At 73.4% G+C, this 18,103-nt stretch carries 17 protein-coding genes; 6 read left to right on the forward strand and 11 right to left on the reverse strand.

Annotated elements, in window-relative coordinates; translation table 11 throughout:
• Window positions 1–66: 66 nt before the first annotated feature.
• The 3 genes from HNR76_RS11595 to HNR76_RS11605 all read right to left on the reverse strand — a co-directional run bounded on the left by HNR76_RS11595 (window position 67) and on the right by HNR76_RS11605 (window position 2,872).
• Complete coding sequence (locus HNR76_RS11595) at window positions 67–762, reverse strand: methionine ABC transporter permease (protein ID WP_162310412.1); 696 nt, start codon at window positions 760–762, stop codon at window positions 67–69.
• A 5-nt stretch (window positions 763–767) separates the two neighbouring features.
• Window positions 768–1,775 (reverse strand): methionine ABC transporter ATP-binding protein, encoded by a 1,008-nt coding sequence (locus HNR76_RS11600; protein WP_162310257.1) that lies wholly within the window; start codon window positions 1,773–1,775, stop codon window positions 768–770.
• Window positions 1,776–1,975: 200 nt separating this feature from the next.
• Window positions 1,976–2,872, reverse strand: a complete 897-nt coding sequence (locus HNR76_RS11605; RefSeq protein WP_162310256.1) for a DMT family transporter — start codon at window positions 2,870–2,872, stop codon at window positions 1,976–1,978.
• Between the two features lie 236 nt (window positions 2,873–3,108).
• Here HNR76_RS11605 and HNR76_RS11610 point away from each other — a divergent pair, with 236 nt between their 5' ends.
• Window positions 3,109–3,591, forward strand: a complete 483-nt coding sequence (locus HNR76_RS11610; RefSeq protein ID WP_162310255.1) for a YajQ family cyclic di-GMP-binding protein — start codon at window positions 3,109–3,111, stop codon at window positions 3,589–3,591.
• A gap of 11 nt (window positions 3,592–3,602) precedes the next feature.
• A complete protein-coding gene (locus HNR76_RS11615) occupies window positions 3,603–4,214 on the forward strand; it encodes a DUF1415 domain-containing protein (protein ID WP_162310254.1) in 612 nt (203 codons plus the stop codon).
• A 92-nt stretch (window positions 4,215–4,306) separates the two neighbouring features.
• On the opposite strand, the gene HNR76_RS11620 is transcribed toward HNR76_RS11615, so the two are convergent.
• From HNR76_RS11620 to HNR76_RS11650, 7 genes are all read right to left on the reverse strand, one after another.
• A complete protein-coding gene (locus tag HNR76_RS11620) occupies window positions 4,307–4,783 on the reverse strand; it encodes a copper chaperone PCu(A)C (RefSeq protein WP_162310253.1) in 477 nt (158 codons plus the stop codon).
• 85 nt (window positions 4,784–4,868) lie between these two features.
• The gene (locus HNR76_RS11625; protein WP_162310252.1) at window positions 4,869–6,989 is read right to left on the reverse strand and encodes a TonB-dependent receptor family protein; all 2,121 of its coding nucleotides are present in this window, start codon (window positions 6,987–6,989) and stop codon (window positions 4,869–4,871) included.
• 122 nt (window positions 6,990–7,111) lie between these two features.
• Window positions 7,112–8,449 carry a PepSY-associated TM helix domain-containing protein gene (locus HNR76_RS11630; protein WP_162310251.1) on the reverse strand — a complete coding sequence of 446 codons (1,338 nt, stop codon included), beginning with the start codon at window positions 8,447–8,449 and terminating at the stop codon, window positions 7,112–7,114.
• Window positions 8,450–8,512: 63 nt separating this feature from the next.
• Complete coding sequence (locus HNR76_RS11635; protein ID WP_162310250.1) at window positions 8,513–8,878, reverse strand: DUF2946 family protein; 366 nt, start codon at window positions 8,876–8,878, stop codon at window positions 8,513–8,515.
• Between the two features lie 195 nt (window positions 8,879–9,073).
• A complete protein-coding gene (locus HNR76_RS11640) occupies window positions 9,074–9,775 on the reverse strand; it encodes an HAD family hydrolase (protein WP_282959741.1) in 702 nt (233 codons plus the stop codon).
• The gene (locus HNR76_RS11645) at window positions 9,772–10,482 is read right to left on the reverse strand and encodes a pseudouridine synthase (protein ID WP_162310410.1); all 711 of its coding nucleotides are present in this window, start codon (window positions 10,480–10,482) and stop codon (window positions 9,772–9,774) included. The genes HNR76_RS11640 and HNR76_RS11645 overlap by 4 nt, the downstream gene beginning before the upstream one ends.
• Before the next feature lie 8 nt (window positions 10,483–10,490).
• Entirely contained in the window at window positions 10,491–11,558 is a 1,068-nt protein-coding gene (locus HNR76_RS11650; protein WP_162310249.1) for a class I SAM-dependent methyltransferase, read from the reverse strand.
• Between the two features lie 169 nt (window positions 11,559–11,727).
• Here HNR76_RS11650 and HNR76_RS11655 point away from each other — a divergent pair, with 169 nt between their 5' ends.
• Complete coding sequence (locus HNR76_RS11655; RefSeq protein ID WP_162310248.1) at window positions 11,728–11,955, forward strand: DUF6522 family protein; 228 nt, start codon at window positions 11,728–11,730, stop codon at window positions 11,953–11,955.
• Between the two features lie 158 nt (window positions 11,956–12,113).
• On the opposite strand, the gene HNR76_RS11660 is transcribed toward HNR76_RS11655, so the two are convergent.
• Window positions 12,114–13,148, reverse strand: coding sequence for an aldo/keto reductase (locus HNR76_RS11660; RefSeq protein WP_162310247.1), 1,035 nt, complete (start codon window positions 13,146–13,148; stop codon window positions 12,114–12,116).
• 181 nt (window positions 13,149–13,329) lie between these two features.
• Between HNR76_RS11660 and HNR76_RS11665 the strand changes: the two genes are divergently transcribed.
• The 3 genes from HNR76_RS11665 to HNR76_RS11675 all read left to right on the forward strand — a co-directional run bounded on the left by HNR76_RS11665 (window position 13,330) and on the right by HNR76_RS11675 (window position 17,906).
• The gene (locus HNR76_RS11665) at window positions 13,330–13,896 is read left to right on the forward strand and encodes an ECF-type sigma factor (RefSeq protein ID WP_162310246.1); all 567 of its coding nucleotides are present in this window, start codon (window positions 13,330–13,332) and stop codon (window positions 13,894–13,896) included.
• Window positions 13,886–16,495, forward strand: coding sequence for a serine/threonine-protein kinase (locus HNR76_RS11670; protein ID WP_162310245.1), 2,610 nt, complete (start codon window positions 13,886–13,888; stop codon window positions 16,493–16,495). The genes HNR76_RS11665 and HNR76_RS11670 overlap by 11 nt, the downstream gene beginning before the upstream one ends.
• 229 nt (window positions 16,496–16,724) lie before the next feature.
• Window positions 16,725–17,906 (forward strand): hypothetical protein, encoded by a 1,182-nt coding sequence (locus HNR76_RS11675; protein WP_162310244.1) that lies wholly within the window; start codon window positions 16,725–16,727, stop codon window positions 17,904–17,906.
• Window positions 17,907–18,103: the final 197 nt, after the last annotated feature.

Consider the following 18,103-nt stretch of genomic DNA (forward strand, 5'->3'; position numbering starts at 1 on the left):
CCGTGGCCGCGTGCATGGCCCGCAACCGCGGCGGCGCGGGCCGGCCGAGGCGCCGGCCCGTTCGGCTCAGCGCCGGCTGTAGCGCGCCACCAGGCGGTCGCCCAGCATCTGCACCGCCTGCACCAGCAGCAGCAGCAGGACCACAGTGACCAGGGCCACGTCGGTCTGCGAGCGCTGGTAGCCGTCGCGGAAGGCCAGGTCGCCCAGCCCGCCGGAGCCGATCGTACCGCCCATCGCGGTGAAGCCGACCACCGCGATGGTGGTGACCGTGGCCCCGGCCACCAGGCCCGGCCGGGCCTCCGGCAACAGCACCCGCCAGACCAGTTGCCAGGTGGTCGCGCCCATCGCCAGGGTGGCCTCGATCACGCCGCGGTCCACCTCGCGCAGCGCGGTCTCCACCAGGCGCGCGTAGAACGGCGCCGCGCCGACCACCAGCGGCAGGATCGCGCCGCGCACGCCCAGCGAGGTGCCCATCACCGCCAGGGTCAGCGGGATCATCGCGATCATCAGGATGATGAAGGGCACCGAGCGCAGCACGTTCACCGCCAGCGCCAGCACCGCGTACGGCCCGCGCCGCTCGTGCAACTGGCGCGGCCCCCACAGGAACAGCAGCACGCCCAGCGGCAGGCCGACCAGCCCGGTCAGCGGCAGCGCGCCGGCCAGCATGACCAGGGTGTCCAGGGTGGCCTGACCGATATCGGCCCACTTGCCGGGGCTGTCCAGGTTGCGGAAGAAGCCGCCGCCGGCGGCGAGGACCGTCATCGTGTTCATGGACGCAGTACCTCCACGGTGACGCCGGCCTCGGCGAAGGCCCGCTGCGCGGCATCGGCATCGCCGCCGGCCAGGGCCACGACCAGTTGCCCGTAGGGCGTGTCGCGGATGCGGTCGATGCGCCCGGACAGGATGTTGTAGTCCACCCCGGTCTGGCGCGCGATCCGGCCCAGCAGCGGCGCGTAGGTGTCCGCGCCGAGGAAGGTCAGGCGCAGCACCCGGCCCCGCACCGCGCCGAGATCGGCATGCGGGCCGCCCTCGTCGGCGTGCTCGGCCTCGGACACGAAGCGGCGGGTGGTGGGATGCTTCGGGTGCAGGAACACCTCGGTCACCGGACCGCTCTCCACCAGCCGCCCGGCATCCAGCACGGCGACCCGGTCGCAGACCCGGCGGATCACGTCCATCTCGTGGGTGATCAGGACGATGGTCAGGCCCAGCTCGCGGTTGATCCGCGCCAGCAGCTCCAGCACCGAGGCGGTGGTCTGCGGGTCCAGCGCGCTGGTGGCCTCGTCGCACAGCAGGATCTTGGGCTCGGTGGCCAGCGCACGGGCGATGCCCACGCGCTGCTTCTGCCCGCCCGACAACTGCGCCGGGTACTTGCCGGCATGCTCGACCAGGCCCACGCGCTGCAGCAGCTCGGCCACCCGGGCGTCGATCTGCGCCCGCGGCCTGCCGGCCAGTTCCAGCGGGAAGGCGACGTTGCCGGCCACCGTGCGCGAGGACAGCAGGTTGAAGTGCTGGAAGATCATGCCGATCCGCCGCCGCAGCGCGCGCAGGCCCTCGGCCTCCAGCGCGGTGACGTCCAGGCCGTCCACCGCCAGCCGTCCGCCGCTGGGCGCCTCCAGCCGGTTGATCAGCCGGATCAAGGTGGACTTGCCGGCGCCGGAGTGGCCGATGATGCCGAACACCTCCCCGGCCCGGATATCCAGGTCGAGCGGCTGCAGCGCGGCGACCTGACGGCCGCCGACGGCGTAGGACTTGTGGACCTGCTGGAAACGGATCAACGGGGGACGGTGCGGCGTGCGGGGCGTGCAGCCTAGCAGTTGCCGCCAGCCCCGGCCCGGTCGCGGCGTCCCATGCTCATTCCGGATCGTTCCAGGCCCGGCGGCACCCGGCATGTGGGGCGGGAGCGCGATGGCCGGCGCCCGGCGCCCGCCTCGCGCTACGTCGCAGGAACCGGCTTCGACCGGAGGCGCGCCCGGGATCAGGAATGATCCAGCGGCGGCGCGCGGCCCGCGCCGACCGCGCGCTCGCGGCGCAGCAGGTACAGGCCGCTGGCGACGATGATCGCCGCGCCGGTCCAGGTGGCCGCATCCGGCAGGGTGCGCCACAACAGCCAGTCCCAGCCGATCACCCAGACCAGGCCGGTGTACTCCAGCGGCGCGATCAGCGAGGCGTCGCCGCGCATGAAGGCATGGGTCAGCGCCACCTGGCCGAAGGCGCCGGCCAGGCCCATGCCCAGGATCAGCCCGGCGTGCTCCCAGCGCAGCGGCACCCAGCCGGGGATCGCCGCCAGCCCCGCGCCGACGGCCAGGATCGCCAGGAACCACACCACCATCGACTGCGGGGTATCGGTGCGGGTGAGCAGGCTCACCGTGACCGCGGCGATGGCGTAGGCGGTGGCCGCCAGCAGCACCATCAGGCCGGGCAGCGACACGATGCCGCCCACGCCCGGCCGCAGCACCACGATCACACCCAGCAGGCCGATGCCGATGGCGGTCCAGCGGCGCGGGCCGACCCGCTCGCCCAGCAGCGGCACCGACAAGGCCGCCACCAGCAGCGGCGCGACGAAGTAGATCGAGTACGCGGTGGACAGCGGCATGCGCTTGAGGGCGAACACGAAGCAGCCGATCATCGCCATGCCCAATAGGCCGCGCAGCAGGTGCAGGCCCCAGCGCACCGGCACGATCGAGCGCGGCCCGGCGCTGGCCAGCACCCAGGCCAGCACGAACGGCAGCGAGGCGGCGCCGCGCAGCAGGGTGACCTGCAGCGGCGGGTAGTGGGCGGCCAGCAGCTTCATGCCCGCGTCCATCAGCGAGAAACCGGCGACGGCCACGAGCATCCAGGCGATCGCCGCCCGTGGGGACCGGAAGGAGGACATGGGCGCCATTATCGCGCGGCGCGGCGGCCGTGCCCGGCCCCCTCCGCAGGACGCCGGCGGGCAACCTCCGCCCCCTGGCAGGGGCCGGCTTCAGGCGGCGTCACGCCCCGGAGCCATGGAATACCGGCATGGCCGCCGCCGGCCATGCCCGGCTCCGAAACCGGCGCCGCCGCTTCTCCGGGCACGCGGCAGGCGCCACGCTAGAATGCCCGTTTCATCGCCCCGGGAGTCCCGCCATGCCCTCCTTCGATGTCGTCTCCGAGGTCGACGCCCACGAGCTGACCAACGCGGTCGACCAGGCCAGCCGCGAGCTGACCACCCGCTTCGACTTCAAGGGCGTGGACGCCCGGTTCGCGCTGGAGGACAGCGTGGTCAGCCAGTCCGCGCCCAGCGACTTCCAGCTCAAGCAGATGACCGACATCCTGCGCCAGCGGCTCACCGCGCGCGGCATCGACGTGCGCTGCCTGGAGTTCGGCGAGGTGGAGACCAACCTGGCCGGCGCGCGGCAGAAGGTCACGGTCAAGCAGGGCATCGAGCGCGAGACCGCCAAGAAGATCGCCGCCGCGCTCAAGGACGCCAAGCTCAAGGTCGACAGCCAGATCAACGGCGACAAGCTGCGGGTGAACGGCAAGAAGCGCGACGACCTGCAGGAGGCCATCGCCCTGCTGCGCAAGGCCGACTTCGGCATCCCGCTGCAGTTCGACAACTTCCGCGACTGACGGCGCACGCGATGTCCGCCGACCGCGACGCCCCCGCCGGCCCCGGCGAAGCGGAGGCCATCGCCGCCACCCGCCGCTGGCTGGAGCGGGCGGTGATCGGCCTGAACCTGTGCCCGTTCGCCAAGGCGGTGCACGTGAAGGAGCAGGTGCGCTTCGCGTTCAGCGACGCGACCACGCCCGGGCAGTTGATCGAGCAACTGGGCGAGGAACTGCTGCGGTTGCGCGACACCCCGGCCGAGCGGATCGACACCACCTTGCTGGTGCACCCGTACGTGCTGCAGGACTTCCTGGACTACAACGACTTCCTCGACCAGGCCGACGCGCTGGTCGAGGCGCTGGAGCTGGACGGCGAACTGCAGGTGGCCAGCTTCCACCCCGACTACCGCTTCGCCGGCAGCGGCCCGGACGACATCGAGAACTACAGCAACCGCGCGCCCTACCCGACCCTGCACCTGCTGCGCGAGGACAGCGTCGGCCGTGCGGTGGAGGCCTACCCGGACCCGGACGCGATCGTCGAGCGCAACTACGCCACCTTGCGCCGGCTCGGCCACGAGGGCTGGCGCCGGCTGTTCGACGCCGGCGATCCCGTGCAGGAGCGGCTTGGCCGCGACCGCCATGGCTGACGCATCGATGGCAGGCGGCTCATGCAGGGCGACCGCGGCCAAGGTCGCCCCCACGGCAGGAACATCGTGGCGCGCGGACGACCGCCGCTCGCTCAGTGGTGGTGGTGAGCCGCCTCCGGCTGCGTCGTCCCCAGCGGCCTGACCTCGAACTCGACCGGCAGGGGCCCCGCCTTCTCGAACACCAGGGTGGCCGCGACCCGTTCGCCGGCCTCGAAGGCCTTGGCGGGCCGGATGAACATCAGGTGGTAGCCGCCCGGCTCCAGCACGACCGTCTGCCCGGCCGGCACCGGCAACCCAGCTTCCATCCTGCGCATGCGCGCCACCTCGCCTTCGTGGCGCACCTCGTGGATCTCCACACTCTGCGCTGCCTCGCTCTCCACCGCCACCAGCCGCTCATCGGCCGCACCGCGGTTGCGCACCGTCAGGAAGCCGCCCGCCACCGGCGCGCCCGGCGGCGTGGCCCGGGCCCAGGCCACCGACACCTCCAGGTCGCCCAGGCGCTGGTGGTCGTGCCGGGCGCAGCCTGCCGACGCCAGGGCCAGCAGCGCGGCGAACATCATCGTCTTCATTACCGTGTTCTCCTTGTTAAAGCGGGGGATACGCGGCCGCGACGCCGCGCGATGGAGGCTTGCCCGCATCGTAGCGGGCGCGCCGTCAGAAGCGCACGCGCACGCCCACGTACGCCGAACGCGGCTCGCCGGCCTGCAGCAGCGCATCGTCGATGCCGGCCCGGTCGCGCACGGTCAGCACACCCACGCAGTCCTCGTCGAGCAGGTTGCGGACCTCGCCGAACACGGTCCAGCGGCCGCGGTCGACGCCCGCACGCAGCCCCAGCAGCCGGTACGATCCGACCCGGTAGCCGTTGCCGAAGTCCGCGTAGCGCGGACCGACCAGGTCCAGCGTCGGGCCAGCGAAGAATCCACCGGCATGGCGATACATCGCCTCGCCACGCACCGCGTAACGCGGCGCCGCCGGCAACCGGTTGTCGCCGTAGACGGCATCGCCGTCGAAGAAGAACGCGTTGTACGCGACGCTGACCAGCGGCTCGATGCGGTGCGCGCCGCCACCGAACGGGAAGCTGCCCCCGGCCAGGGCCTCGAGACCTGCATGCAACGTGCGGTCGATATTGGCCGACAGGCTGGTGCCGGGCGCGGACGGGTCGTCGATGGACAGGATCTCGTCGCGGATGCGCGCGTAGTACAACGACACGTCCCAATGCCAGTGCGCCGCGTCCATCTGCGCGGCCGTGCCGCCACGCAGGCCCATCTCGATCACGGTGCCATGCATGGCGTCCAGGACGCCGCTGCCGCGTACGTCGTCCTCCAGCTCGAAGGTGGTCGGCGCCTCATACAGGCGGCTGGCGCTGGCGAACAGCTCGCTGGACGGCGTGAGCGCGCGGACCACGCCCAGGCGCGGGTTGAACGAGGTGTAGTCGGCCCTGGCGTTGACGCGGGCACCGCTGGCCACGTCGGTGCTGCGCACGTCGCGCCCGGTGAGCACGCCCTGCGCACCATAGACCAGGGTCCAGTCCGGCGCGAACCTCCAGCGGTCCACCACGAACGCCTCCACGCTGTCGGAGCGCTTGTCGGTGAGGGCCGTCCGGCCGTTGCGCCGCCCGCCGTCGTTGCGGAAGTTGCCGCCCTTCTCGCGGGTGTCGGCCAGGTTGGCGCCGGCCAGCACGTCGTGGTCGCCGAGACGGATGCTGTAGCGGACCATCCCGCCCCAGGTGCGCTGGTCGGCTTCCCGGAGCAGGCTGAACACCTCCACCGGCTGCAGCGGCCCTGGGCCGTCGAAGTCGACCATGACCTTGTCGACGATCGGATGGTAGAGGCGCTGGTCCTCCCACGACACGCCGAACTCCAGGCGGCTGCGGCCGTCGATGTCCCAGGCGCCCTTGGCGGCCAGCCTGCTGCTGCGCACGTTCAACTGGAAGTTGCCGGTGATCGCAGACGGCTGTGCCTGGTAGGGGTCGGCGTCGAACTGCGCGCGCGTCAGCGGCCCGGCCAGTTCCTCGTCGTTGTCCACGTGGGCGGCGAAGAAGCGCAGCCCGAAGCCTTCGGATACCTGCCAGCCGAGGTTGGCATGCGCGCCGCGGCGCTCCTGGCGCCCGTGCTCGCGGTAGCCGTCGCGGCGCTTGCCTTCCAGGGTGATCCGGCCATCGATGCCGCCGGACACGCCGCCGACGGCCGTCCGTCCGGCTACCAGGCCATGGCTGCCGGCAGTGAAGGCAATTTCGTCCGGCACGCCGTTGCGCGCGGTGGGCGATATGAAGTCGATCGCGCCGCCGAGGGTGCTGGCGCCGTAGGTCAGCGCATTGGCGCCGAGGGCGACGACCGCATAGCGGGCCGCCGCCGGGTCGAGGAAGCGGTTGTGATTGTTGCCATCGGCGGTGGTGACCGGCAGGCCGTCCTGGAACAGCTTGATGCCGTTGCTGTCGTAGCCGGTGGCGTCCAGGTTGGAACCGCGGCTGGAGATGAAGATGGCATCGCCGCCGGTACCGCTCTCGGTCCACACGCCGGGCACGTAACGCAGCGCATCGGCCATGTGGGTGACGGTGCGCTCGCGAAAGTCCTCCGCATCGATGACGGCGACGTGGCCCGGCGTCCGCGCCCGCTCGGCCTTGAGGGAGCCGATCCCCGCCGCGCGCACCTGGACGGCATCGAGCGTGGTCGGGTCGGCGGTCGCGTCGGCGGCCACGGCGGCGGCGGGAATGGCCGCCAGGGCGATGGCCAAGGCCAGACGCGAGGCGCACGCCGCGGGCGACGCGAACCTCATGCGCGGGGCCGGAATGGCCGGGCGGAAACGGAAGCAGAGGCGCTCCATGGGAGGGCAGCCCTTTGAGGGAAATGGAATGGGCAGGCGCGCAGGCGACGCCAGGTGCGCCGGAAGGGGATGATTCATGCGGCCCGCCTCCGTCCCGGTGCCAGGTGCAGCCACCCCCGCTCGCCCAGCCACAGCAGCAGCGCCGAAGCGGCCAGCAACGGCAACGTCACGAACAGGATCAGCGCGCCCAAGCGCAAGCCCCAGGGCCATGCCTGTCGCGGCGCGGGCGGCATGCCCAGCGCGCCGGCCGGCTTGCGCCGCCACCAGGCCATCGCCCCGGTCGCGCACAGCCAGACCAGGGCCAGGGCGAAGCCGGTGTTGATCCATGGACCGAAAGGGCCGAAGTAGTCGGCCTCGTGGATGTCCACGCCGAGGGCCACGGCGCGGGCGATGGCGGGAAGCTGCTCGCGCCCGGCCTCCTCCAGCACGCGACCGTCGCCGCGGTCCAGCAGCAGGAAGCGTTGTCCGCCGCGCGCCTTCAGGTCGCGTACCGATACCGCCGACCCGGGCGGGCCGTCGACCATGTGGAACATCAGGTCGCCGCGCATGCCCCGCGCCCGCGCCTGCCGCAGCATGCGTTGCAGCGGATCGTCCGCCTTTGCGCCCGTGCCGGCGAACACCGGGGCGAAGCCCGCCGCGCGCGGCGCCTGCTGCCCCAGCGCCTGTTGCAGCGACGTCAGCACGTGGCCGCCCCAGAAACTGGTCCACGGCAGCGCGGTGCACAGGAACAGCACGATCAACAGCGAAAACCACACCGCCACGCAGGCGTGCAGGTCGCGCCAGAAGACCCAGCCGCCGCTGTCCAGTCGCGGCAGCAGCGCACGCCAGCGGCGGCCGTCGCGCGGCCACCACAGGTAAAGGCCCGTGAGCACCATCGCGATGGTCCAGCAGGCACCGATCTCCAGCAGCCAACTGCCAGGATCGCCCAGTGGCCAGCCACCGTGCAGGCTGCGCGACCAGCCCATCGGCCAGGCGCTGCCCTCCAGGCTGCCGAGCAGTACGCCACGGTGCGGATCGACGAAGGCCGCCAGCGGCAGGCCATGATCGCCGCCGAGGACGACCTGGGTGCTGCGCGCCGGATCGGCGGACACCACGATGCCGGATACCACGCGTCCCGGATGGAACCGGCGCGCGGCCGCCACCTGCGCGTCGAGCGGCGCCATCTCCGGTGCCGGTTCGACGAAGCGCAGGTCCGGATGGCGCTGGTCGACCCAGTGCGCGGACCATAGATACAGCGTGCCGGTGGCCGACTGCCACAGCACGAACGGGATCACCAGCAGCGCAGCGACGAAGTGCCAGCGCCAGGCGCGGCGCCTGAGGTCGCGGCTGCGGTCGGACACGGTGCAGGCGGGCGGCGCGGCCGCCACGAACGATCGCGGCGCGCGCGGCGCCGCACGGGAACGGATGGGCATGGAAGCTCCAAGGCACGCGGGCACGGCACGGCGGCCGTGCAGGTCACGGAAGGACGGCGTGGTTCAGAGCAGGATCGGCGGGCCGCGGCTGCCCAGGCCACGCAGGTTGGCCGCCATGCGCAGGCGCGGCGCGGGCGGCAGCGACAGGCGCCCGCCCTGCGGCCAGGCCAGCAGCAGCAGTGCCAGCGCCAGCAGCACCAGCGGCAGCGAGGCGGCCAGCGGGCAGTAGTCGCAGTAGTCGCCGTTGACGGGGGCAGGCGCCGGTTCGCCCGACAGCGAGCGGGCCGGGCTGGGCAGCAGTTGCAGGCCCATGGTGGTGCACAGCTCCGACCAGCCCGCCAGCACCTGGGTACTGCCGGCCGACAGCGCCCGGCTGACCGACGGCGCCAGCGCCAGCAGCAGTACGGCCAGCAGTGCCAGCCGGGTCATCGATCGGTGGAGATGGCGGGAACGGAGCACATGTCGATTATAGGCCGGCGGCCGGTTCCTGGAGGAACGCCCGCCTCAGGCGGATTGTTCCAGGGCCGGCGGGCCGGAACCCCCGTCTCCTGCAGGAACGGCCTTGGTCGCGACGGGTTTCGGGGGGAAACGCCCCCGGCACGCCCCTCGTGCCCAAGGGCGCTCCTACGCGGAGGCCAGCCGCGCCTCCAGCAGCCGCCGTGCCTCATCCAGCGAGGCGACGATGCGGTGGCCCAGGGCGCGCACCTGCGCGTCGGGCTGCAGCATGTCCGGCACCTGGACCGGGGTCATGCCCGCGGCCAGCGCGGCGCGCACCCCGGTGGGCGAGTCCTCCAGCACCAGGCAGTGCGCCGGGTCCACGCCCAGCCGCCGCGCGGCCAGCAGGTAGACGTCCGGCGCGGGCTTGGGATGGGCCACGTCGGAACTGGTGCAGACCGCGTCGAACCAGCCCAGCAGCCCGGCCTTCTCCAGCTTGCGCAGCGCCAGCGGCCGCCGCGTCGAGGTGGCCACCGCGCGCGGGATGCCGCGCCCGGCCAGCCACCGCAGCAGCGGCACGATGCCGGGCCGGTGCGGGATGCCCGCATCCACCTTCGCCTCGTAGAGCAGGCCCGAGCGCGCCAGCAGCGCGTCGGCGGCTTCCTCGCCCAGGCGCTCGACCAGCCTCGCCCGGCAGACCGCGTCGCCGGTGCCCACCATCTGCAGCCAGTAGTCCGGCGGCAACGCATGGCCCAGGTCGGCGGCCGCGCGCGCATGGCAGTCGGTGATGGCACGCTCGCTGTCCAGCATCAGCCCGTCCATGTCGAAGATCACCGCCACGGGAGAGAACGCCAGCGGGGCGGGGGAAGCGTCCAGAACGTTTGCGGTCACGGTGTCTCCGGGGAAAACAGGCGGTCCAGGTCGGCGGCGTCCAGCGCGCGCCAGTGGCCTTCGGGCAGTTCGCCCAAGGCCAGCCCGCCCACCTGCGGGCGGTGCAGCGCGGCCACGCGGTTGCCGACGGCGGCGAACATGCGCCGCACCTGGTGGTAGCGGCCTTCGTGCAGCACCAGGCGCGCGCGGCGCGGCGCCAGTGCGTCCATCCGCGCCGGCAGCAGCGGCGTGGTTTCCGATTCGAGCAGCAGGGCGCCGCTGGCGAACCGGCCGGCCTCGTCGCCGCGCAGGGCGTCGGCCAGGGTGGCCTCGTAGACCTTGGCCAGCCTCGATTTCGGCGAGACGATCCGGTGCAGCAGCGCACCGTCGTCGGTGAGCAGCAGCAGGCCGGTGGTGTCGCGGTCCAGGCGGCCGACGGTGGACAGCGCCGGGTCGCGCAGGCGGAAGCGCGGCGGCAGCAGGTCGAAGACGATGCGGCCGGGGTCCTTCATCGAGCAGGTGTAGCCGACCGGCTTGTGCAGCATCAGCACCAGGCCCGGCGGCGGGTCCAGCGGCTGCCCGTCCACGCGCACGCTGCCGTGGTCCAGCGGGTCGTCGGCGTACAGCACCTCGCCGGCGGCATCGGTGACGCGGCCCTCGCGGAACATCCAGGCCACCTCCTTGCGGCTGCCGTAGCCCAGGTTGGCCAGGTGCTTGACCAGCTTCATCGACTTGCTCACCGTGCGCCTCCCCGTGCCGCGCCGGACGTGGCCGCCTCGATTGCCTTGAACCCGCCGCCCTCGGCCAGTCCCCGCACGCTGGCGAACGCGCGCGCCAGCGTGGCCTCGTACGGCAGGTGCCGGTTGGCGACCAGCAGCAGCCGCCCGCCGGGTCGCAGCGCCTGCGCGGCGACCTCGATGAAGCGCCGGCCCAGTTCGGGCCGGTCGCCGCGGTCGTGCCCGTGGAACGGCGGGTTGCTGACGATGAAGTCGTAGCCGCTTTCGGGCAGCCCGGCGGTCGCGTCGTGCCAGTGGAACCCGAGCGCCGCCTGCGCGGCCCGTGGCGCCAGGTTGGCGCGGGCCAGTTCCAGCGCGCGCGCCTCGGCCTCGTACAGGTCCAGCGCCCGCACGCCCGGTGCGCGCGCCAGCACCTCGTCGGCCAGGTAGCCCCAGCCGGCGCCCAGGTCGGCGCCGCGACCGGCCAGGTCGGCCGGCAGGTGCGCGGCCAGCAGCGCCGAGGCCGGGTCGATCCGGTCCCACGCGAACACTCCCGGCCGGCTGTGGAAGCGGCCGCCGAGGATCGGGCGTGGCGCATCGGCCTGCCGCCATCGCGCGGCCAGCGCCGTGTCGTGGGTGCCGGCCAGCGGCGGCGTCCAGAACACGCGGCAATGAAACTTGGTGGCGATGCCTTCCAGGCCGGCCAGGTCGCGCAGGTCGCGCTCGCGCGACTTGGCGCCTTCATCGTTGGCCACCGCGGCGACCACCCGCGCGCCCGGCGCGGCCATCGCCACCGCATGCGCCAGCAGCGCACGCGCCTCGTCGCGCTGGCGCGGCGGCAGCACCAGCACCAGCGCCGCGTCCGCCGTCTCCCCCAGTTCCACCCGCGTGTCCAGCCCGGCCTGACGCAAGCCGTCGGCCAGCGGCTTGAAGCCCTGCTCGCACCGCAGCCGCGCGGTGGCATGCCGGCGCAGCGGCCAGCCATCGCGCGCGCGCAGGAATGCGACGCGGCCTTGCGCCGGCCACGCCAGCGTGCCGTCGTCGAACGGCAGCAGCAGCGCCTTGAGAGGATCGTCGGGAAGACTCACGCGGATGGCCCTGGGAGCGGGCGCGCATTATCGGCCATCGCCGCGGGAGGGCCGCGCCCGGGCATGAACCCCGCGCAACCCACGGGCGACCCCGCCCTCAACCCTGACCCAGGTCAAGGCGGCCGGGGCGCCGCTGGGCGAGCATGCATGCCATGCGGGAGCCTGGGACATGAACGCAACGGCACAATCGCTGGAAATCGATGGCGTGCTGGTGGCGCGCACGATCGGCCTGGAGGTGGCCGCATTCCGCCAGTTGATGGCCGACGGCAAGATCTCCGTGCTGTGCGAGCGCGGCACCGGCGAGGACGCCGGCAGCTACCGGGCCACGTTCTACTACGGCAAGCAACGGGCGCGCTTCATCGTCGACGCTCATGGCCGGACCCAGGAAGCGCCGTAGCCTGCGGCGGGTGCCGGCACGATCCCGGCGGAAGGAAGCCCCGCACTGCCCGGCGGCGTCCGGCGAACGCGAAGCCCGGCGGCAGGGTCCTGTGCGGCGCCGCACAGGACCGGTTCCCGCCAGGGCGAGCCCCCTGGGTCGCGACGGACGCGCAAGCCTCATACCGGAGTCGGATTGCGGTACTTGAACCCGGCCTGGTGCCAGTACGGATAGGGCTTGGGTCGTTCGGAGGCCGCGTCCAGCTTCGCCACCTGGTCGGCCGCGAGGCTCCAGCCGACCGCACCCAGGTTCTGCCGCAATTGCGCCTCGTCGCGCGCACCGACGATCACGCTGGACACCGTGGGCCGCTGCAGCAGCCAGTTCAGCGCCACCTGCGGCACGCTCCTGCCGGTCTCGGCGGCGACCTCCTCCAGCGCGTCGACCACCTGGTACAGGTATTCCTCGGGCACCTGCGGGCCGGAGTCGAGCGAGGCCTGCGCCTGCAGGCGGCTGCCCTCCGGCAGCGGCTGGCCGCGGCGCAGCCTGCCGGTCAGCCGGCCCCAGCCCAGCGGGCTCCACACCACCGCGCCCACGCCCTGGTCGGCCGCCAGCGGCATCAGTTCCCACTCGTAGTCGCGGCCGACCAGCGAGTAGTAGGCCTGGTGGGCCACATAGCGCGTCCAGCCATGGCGGTCGGCGGCGGCCAGCGATTTCATCAACTGCCAGCCGGAGAAGTTGGACACGCCCAGGTAGCGGATCTTGCCGGCGCGCACCAGGTTGTCGAGGGTCGAGAGCACCTCTTCCACCGGCGGCTGCGCATCGAAGCCGTGCAACTGGAACAGGTCGATGTAGTCGGTGCCCAGGCGCCGCAGCGCCGCGTCCACCGCGTGGATCAGGTGATGGCGCGAGGAACCGACCTGGTTCTCGCCCTCGCCGGCGCGGAAGGTGGCCTTGGTGGACAGGATGAGCGCATCGCGCGGGCGGCCCTTGATCGCCTCGCCCAGGATCTGCTCGGCCGCGCCCCGGGAGTACACGTCGGCGCTGTCGAACATGTTCAGCCCGGCATCCAGGCAGATGTCGACCAGCCGCCGCGCCTGGGCCACGTCGGTGCTGCCCCAGGAACTGAACAGCGCGCCGCTGCCGCCGAAGGTGCCGGTGCCGAAGCTCAGGGCGGGAACGCGGAAGCCGGAGCGGCCAAGGTAGCGGTATTCCATGGGAAGCCTCGGGGAATCGGGGAAAGAATCCGGGCCGCCATTTCAGCGCCGCCGGGCCGTCCGCTCAACCTCACCGATGGGACGCCGGGTTCCGGGCCAAAGGGAAGGGCCGTGGTTGCGCGATTGCCGCCCCTCCCGGTGCCTGCTACGTTCGCCGCCGGACGCGGGTGGGGAAGCGCAGGTGGCCGACAACGACATCTCCCGGTTGCTGGAACTGGCCCGCGACGGCCAGCCCGGGCGACTGGGCGCCGTGTTCGAGGCGCTGTACCCGGAACTGCGCCGCCTGGCCGGCTCGCGCATGCGCGGCACCGAGTCCACGATCACCCCGACCGTGCTGGTGCACGAGCTGTTCCTGCGCATCGGCCAGGGCACGCCGCTGTCGGTGACCGACCGCGACCACTTCTTCGCCGCCTCGGCGCGGGCGATGCGCTGGATCCTGGTCGAGCACGCGCGCCAGCGCGCCACCGACAAGCGCGGCGGCGGCCAGGTGATGCTCGACCTGGACGACGCCATCCCCGACGCGCCGCCCGCCCTGACCAACGTGCTGCTGCTGGACCAGGGCCTGGAGGCACTGGAGGCGATCAGCCCGCAGCGGCGCCGGATCGTGGAGATGCGCTACTTCGCCGGCATGGAATTCGCCGAGATCGCGCGGCTGCTGGCGTGCTCCGAACGCACCGTCTACCGCGAATGGGAACGCGCCCGCGCCTTCCTCCAGGCGTTGCTGGAGGATGCCGGCGATGGACGCTGAAGCCCTCGCCCAGTGGCGCATCGCCGATGCGCTGTTCGACCAGTGGCTGGACCTGCCCGAAGCCGGCCGCGACGCCTGGCTCGCCGCGCAGGCGCCGGACCCGCCGGTGCGGCGCCGGCTGGAGCGCATGATCGCCGCGCACCGGCGCCCGGACGCGGCGCTGGATGCGCGCGACGGCGGCCTGGCCGGCCGCCGCTTCGGCGACTGGACCCTGGAGGAGGAACTGGGCCGCGGCGGCATGGCCGTGGTCCACCGCGCCTGGCGCGAGCAGGGCATGGCGCGCCAGCAGGCGGCGGTCAAGGTCCTCACCCTGGGCGCATTGGGCGCCACCGGGCGCGAGCGCTTCCAGCGCGAGGCGCAGATCCTGGCGCGGCTGAATCATCCCAACGTCACCGCCCTGGTCGATTCGGGCGTGGCCGAGGACGGCACCTGCTGGCTGGCGATACCGCTGGTCGAGGGCGAGCGCATCGACCGCTGGTGCGCGGCGCGCGGGCTGGACGCGCGCACGATCGTGCGCTTGTACCTGCAGGTCTGCGACGCGGCCGCCTACGCCCACCGCAACCTGGTGATCCACCGCGACCTCAAGCCCTCCAACGTGCTGGTCGACGCCGGCGGCCACGTGCGCCTGCTGGACTTCGGCATCGGCCAGTTCGCCGACGCGGGCGGCGAGCGCACCCAGACCCTGTGGCGGGCGCTGACCCCCGGCTATGCCGCGCCCGAGCAGTTGCGCGGCGCGCCGCCGACCACCGCGGTGGACGTCTACGGCCTGGGCGCGCTGCTGCACCGGCTGCTGACCGGGCGCGCCCCGCAGGGCACGGCCGAAGGCGCGCAGACCACCCGCCCCTCGCTGCTGGTGCGCAGCGCCGGGGACGCCTACCACCGCCACTACGTCCCGCTGAGGAACGACCTGGACCGGGTGCTGCTCAAGGCCCTGGCCGAGGAACCGGGGCAGCGCTATCCCTCCGCCGAGGCCCTGGCCGCGGACCTGCGCCGCTGGCTGGAGGGCCGCCCGATCCTGGCGCAGAAGCCGCGCCTGGGCTACCGGCTGCGCAAGTTCGTGCTGCGCAACACGCTGGGCGTGGCCACGGCATGCCTGCTGGCCGCCACGGTGGCGGCGGGCATCGGCGCCACCGTGTGGCAGGCCGACCTGGCCCGCCGCGAGGCCGCGCATGCGCGCGACCGCGCGCAGCGCGCCGAGGCGGTGCGCGATTTCCTCGGCAATGCGTTCGTTTCCACCCGCCCGGCCCAGGGCCGGGTCCCGGACATGCTGGAAGTGGTGGCCGCCAGCGCGCGCGGCGCGCGGGAGACGCTGGCCGCCACCGATCCACTGGCCGCGGCGGACGTACTGCTGCTCACCGGCACGGTGCGCGCCAACCTGGACGCCATCGACGAGGCCGAGGCCGACCTGCGCCAGGCGCTCGGCCTGCTGGCCCCACACGAGGCGCGCGCGGCCAGCGAGCTGTCGCGCGCGCACTGGGAGCTTGGCCGCATCGCCCGCCACCGCGGCGACCGCGATGCCGCGCGCGAGCACATCCAGCGCACGGTGGCGCTCAACGCCCTGTGGGACGCGCCGGCCAACGAGCGCATCCGTGCCCGGATCTCGCTGGGCGAAACCCTGCTGGCCGAGGAACCGGCCCGGGCCGAGGCGCTGTTCCGCGAGATCGTCGCCGAGATCCAGGGCACCGAGCTGGAAGACTCGCTGCGCCACCTCAATGCGCTGAACGGCCTTTCGATCGCGCTGGCCACGCCCGGCCACGATGCCCGCACCCGGCTGCCGATCCAGGAGGAACGCCTGCGCATCGCGCGCAAGATCTACGACGACGACAGCGGCGGCTACGCCTTCACCCTGACCGACGTCACCCACACCTTCGCCGGCCTGGGCATGTTCGACCGCGCCGAGGCCCTGGCCCGGGAGGCGGTGGCCGTGGCCGACCGCACCCGCCAGCGCCCCGCCGAACTCAAGGCCATGACCCGCTGCAACCTGGCCCTGGTGCTGCAGCAGCGCGGCCGGCTGCAGGAAGCGCTGCCGCTGTACGACGCCGGCAACACGCTGCTGCTGGCCGGCAGCCACCAGGGGCTGGCCACCGAACGCTGCTTCCGCGGCAGCGCCTACGTGCGTGCCGCGCTCGGCCAGCACCGCGATGCGCTGGACGACCTCCGCCACGCCGGCGCGCTGCTCGCCCGGCACCGGCGCACCCTGCATCCCGACGCCCTGGCCGGCTGCGGCCTGGCCGCCTCGGTCCACCTCCGCGGCGGCGACCGCGCGGCGGCGGCGCACGAACTGGCGCAGTGCACGCCGCCCGATGGCGCCGACCCGCCGCTGGCGCTTGCCCAGGCCCGCGCCGAACTGCTGCTGGCGCAAGGCGACACGGCGGGTGCCACGTGCCTGGCGGCCGAACTGCGTGGCAGGCACCGGCCCGCGGAGGCCGCGCGCGACTGGATGCGGCCGTGGATGCTGTCGATGCTGCTCGCGCGCCAGGCCGGCGACGCCGCGGCGCAGGCCGCGCTGGCCACCGAAGCCTCCGGCTTCCTGCGGTCGCCGCCGCTGGCGGCCTGCTTCGCCGCGCCGACCGAAGCGGACTGCCTCGCACTGCCTTGACCGGCATCCTGCGCCGCCTGCGTTAGGCCCGGAGCGGTGCCGGGGACGCGGGTTACGGGCCGTGGCCGGGGCTCGTGATCCTCGGCAGGACGTCGCCGCCGCCCCGCCGGATCGCCATTGCATGCGTCCCCTGTCAGTCGCGGGCGCGAAATCTCGTGGATGGAGAGTCCCGGGAATGCCGGGCCCGGCCGGGCCGCCGTTTCGGCCCGCTCCCTCCGGTTGCACAGCCATGAACACTCTTCGATCCTTGCCCGCGCCGGCCCTGGCGTTGGCCCTGGCCGCCGCCCTGCCCACCACCGCGAGCGCCCAGGCCACCCAGGCCGAGCTCTACATCGACGTCGCCACCCACACCATGCCGGGGATGCCGGGCATGGGCGCGCTCGGCCGCATGGCCGGCGCCATGGGCGCGGGCGCCGCCCCCGGCTACGGCATGGCCCGCCACCCGGGCATGCCCGGCAAGTACCTGGACGTGGCCCTGCACAACCAGCGCCGCCCCGGCACCCCCGCCCGCCAGGCCGTGCCCAAGGGCCTGCGCCTGGGCGAGCGGATCGACCTGCTGCCGCCCGCTTCCAAGTCCGGGAACGACGCCACCCCGGCCGCGAACGACGCCCTGGGCCAGCACGGCGACGGCAGCTTCCGGATCCGCTACTACTGGGGTTGCGGCGAGCAGGTGCGCGCGGGCCAGCCGGCCGAGTTCACCGTCACCGTGCGCAACGGCAAGGTGGTGCAGAGCGGGCGCGCCATGACCCCGCGCCAGGTGCCGCAGCACGCCGTCGGCCAGGACCCGCGCTACGCCCTGTGGCCCAACCCCTCCGCGCGCAAGACGGTGGCCGGCAACGCCTCGCTGGCCGGCACCCACACGGTCACCGGCGAGCAGTTGCCGGCGTCGCTGCAGTTCGAGCTGGGCCGCGACCACGACTTCATGCCCGAGCTCAAGCTCAAGAGCGAGGGCGACGCCGGGCAGGGCATGACCCTGCGCTGGGACGGGGTGGACGGCGCCCGCGCCTACTTCATCCACGGCACCGCGATGGACGGCGAGACGATCGTGATGTGGAGCAGCTCGGAGGACGGCTACGCCGGCCAGGAGCTGATCGACTTCCTGCCCGAGTCGCTGGTCGCGCAGTGGACCGGCAAGCGCACCCTGATGGGTGCCGACGCGCGCAGTTGCCGTATCCCGCGCGAGGTGTTCGCCGGCACCGGCAAGGGCACGCCGATGCTGCAGATGGTCGCCTACGGCAACGACCGCACCATCGCCCAGCCGGGCTGGAGCGTACGCGTGCGCACCAAGTCCACCGCGATGCTGATGTCCGGATTGGGGGGCGCGGCCACGCAGGAGGCCGGACGCGAAGCCGCCAAGCCGGCGGCCAAGGACGCGGCCAAGAGCGTGCTGCGCGGCCTGATCGGACGCTGACCCGCCTCCAGGCACCTCCTTGTAGGCGCGGCCCTGGCCGCGATGCTTTTCTCTCCGGCCACGCACGCCCATCGCGGCCAAGGGCGCGCCTGCACCCGCAATCCCGCAGGAACGCCATGCCTTCCGCGCCGGTCGTACCGGCCGGCGCGCCTGCACCCACAACGCCCACGGGTGCTGCCCCGAAGCGCCCGCTTTCA

Origin of the sequence: Pseudoxanthomonas broegbernensis (assembly GCF_014202435.1) — a bacterium.
Lineage (GTDB): Bacteria > Pseudomonadota > Gammaproteobacteria > Xanthomonadales > Xanthomonadaceae > Pseudoxanthomonas > Pseudoxanthomonas broegbernensis.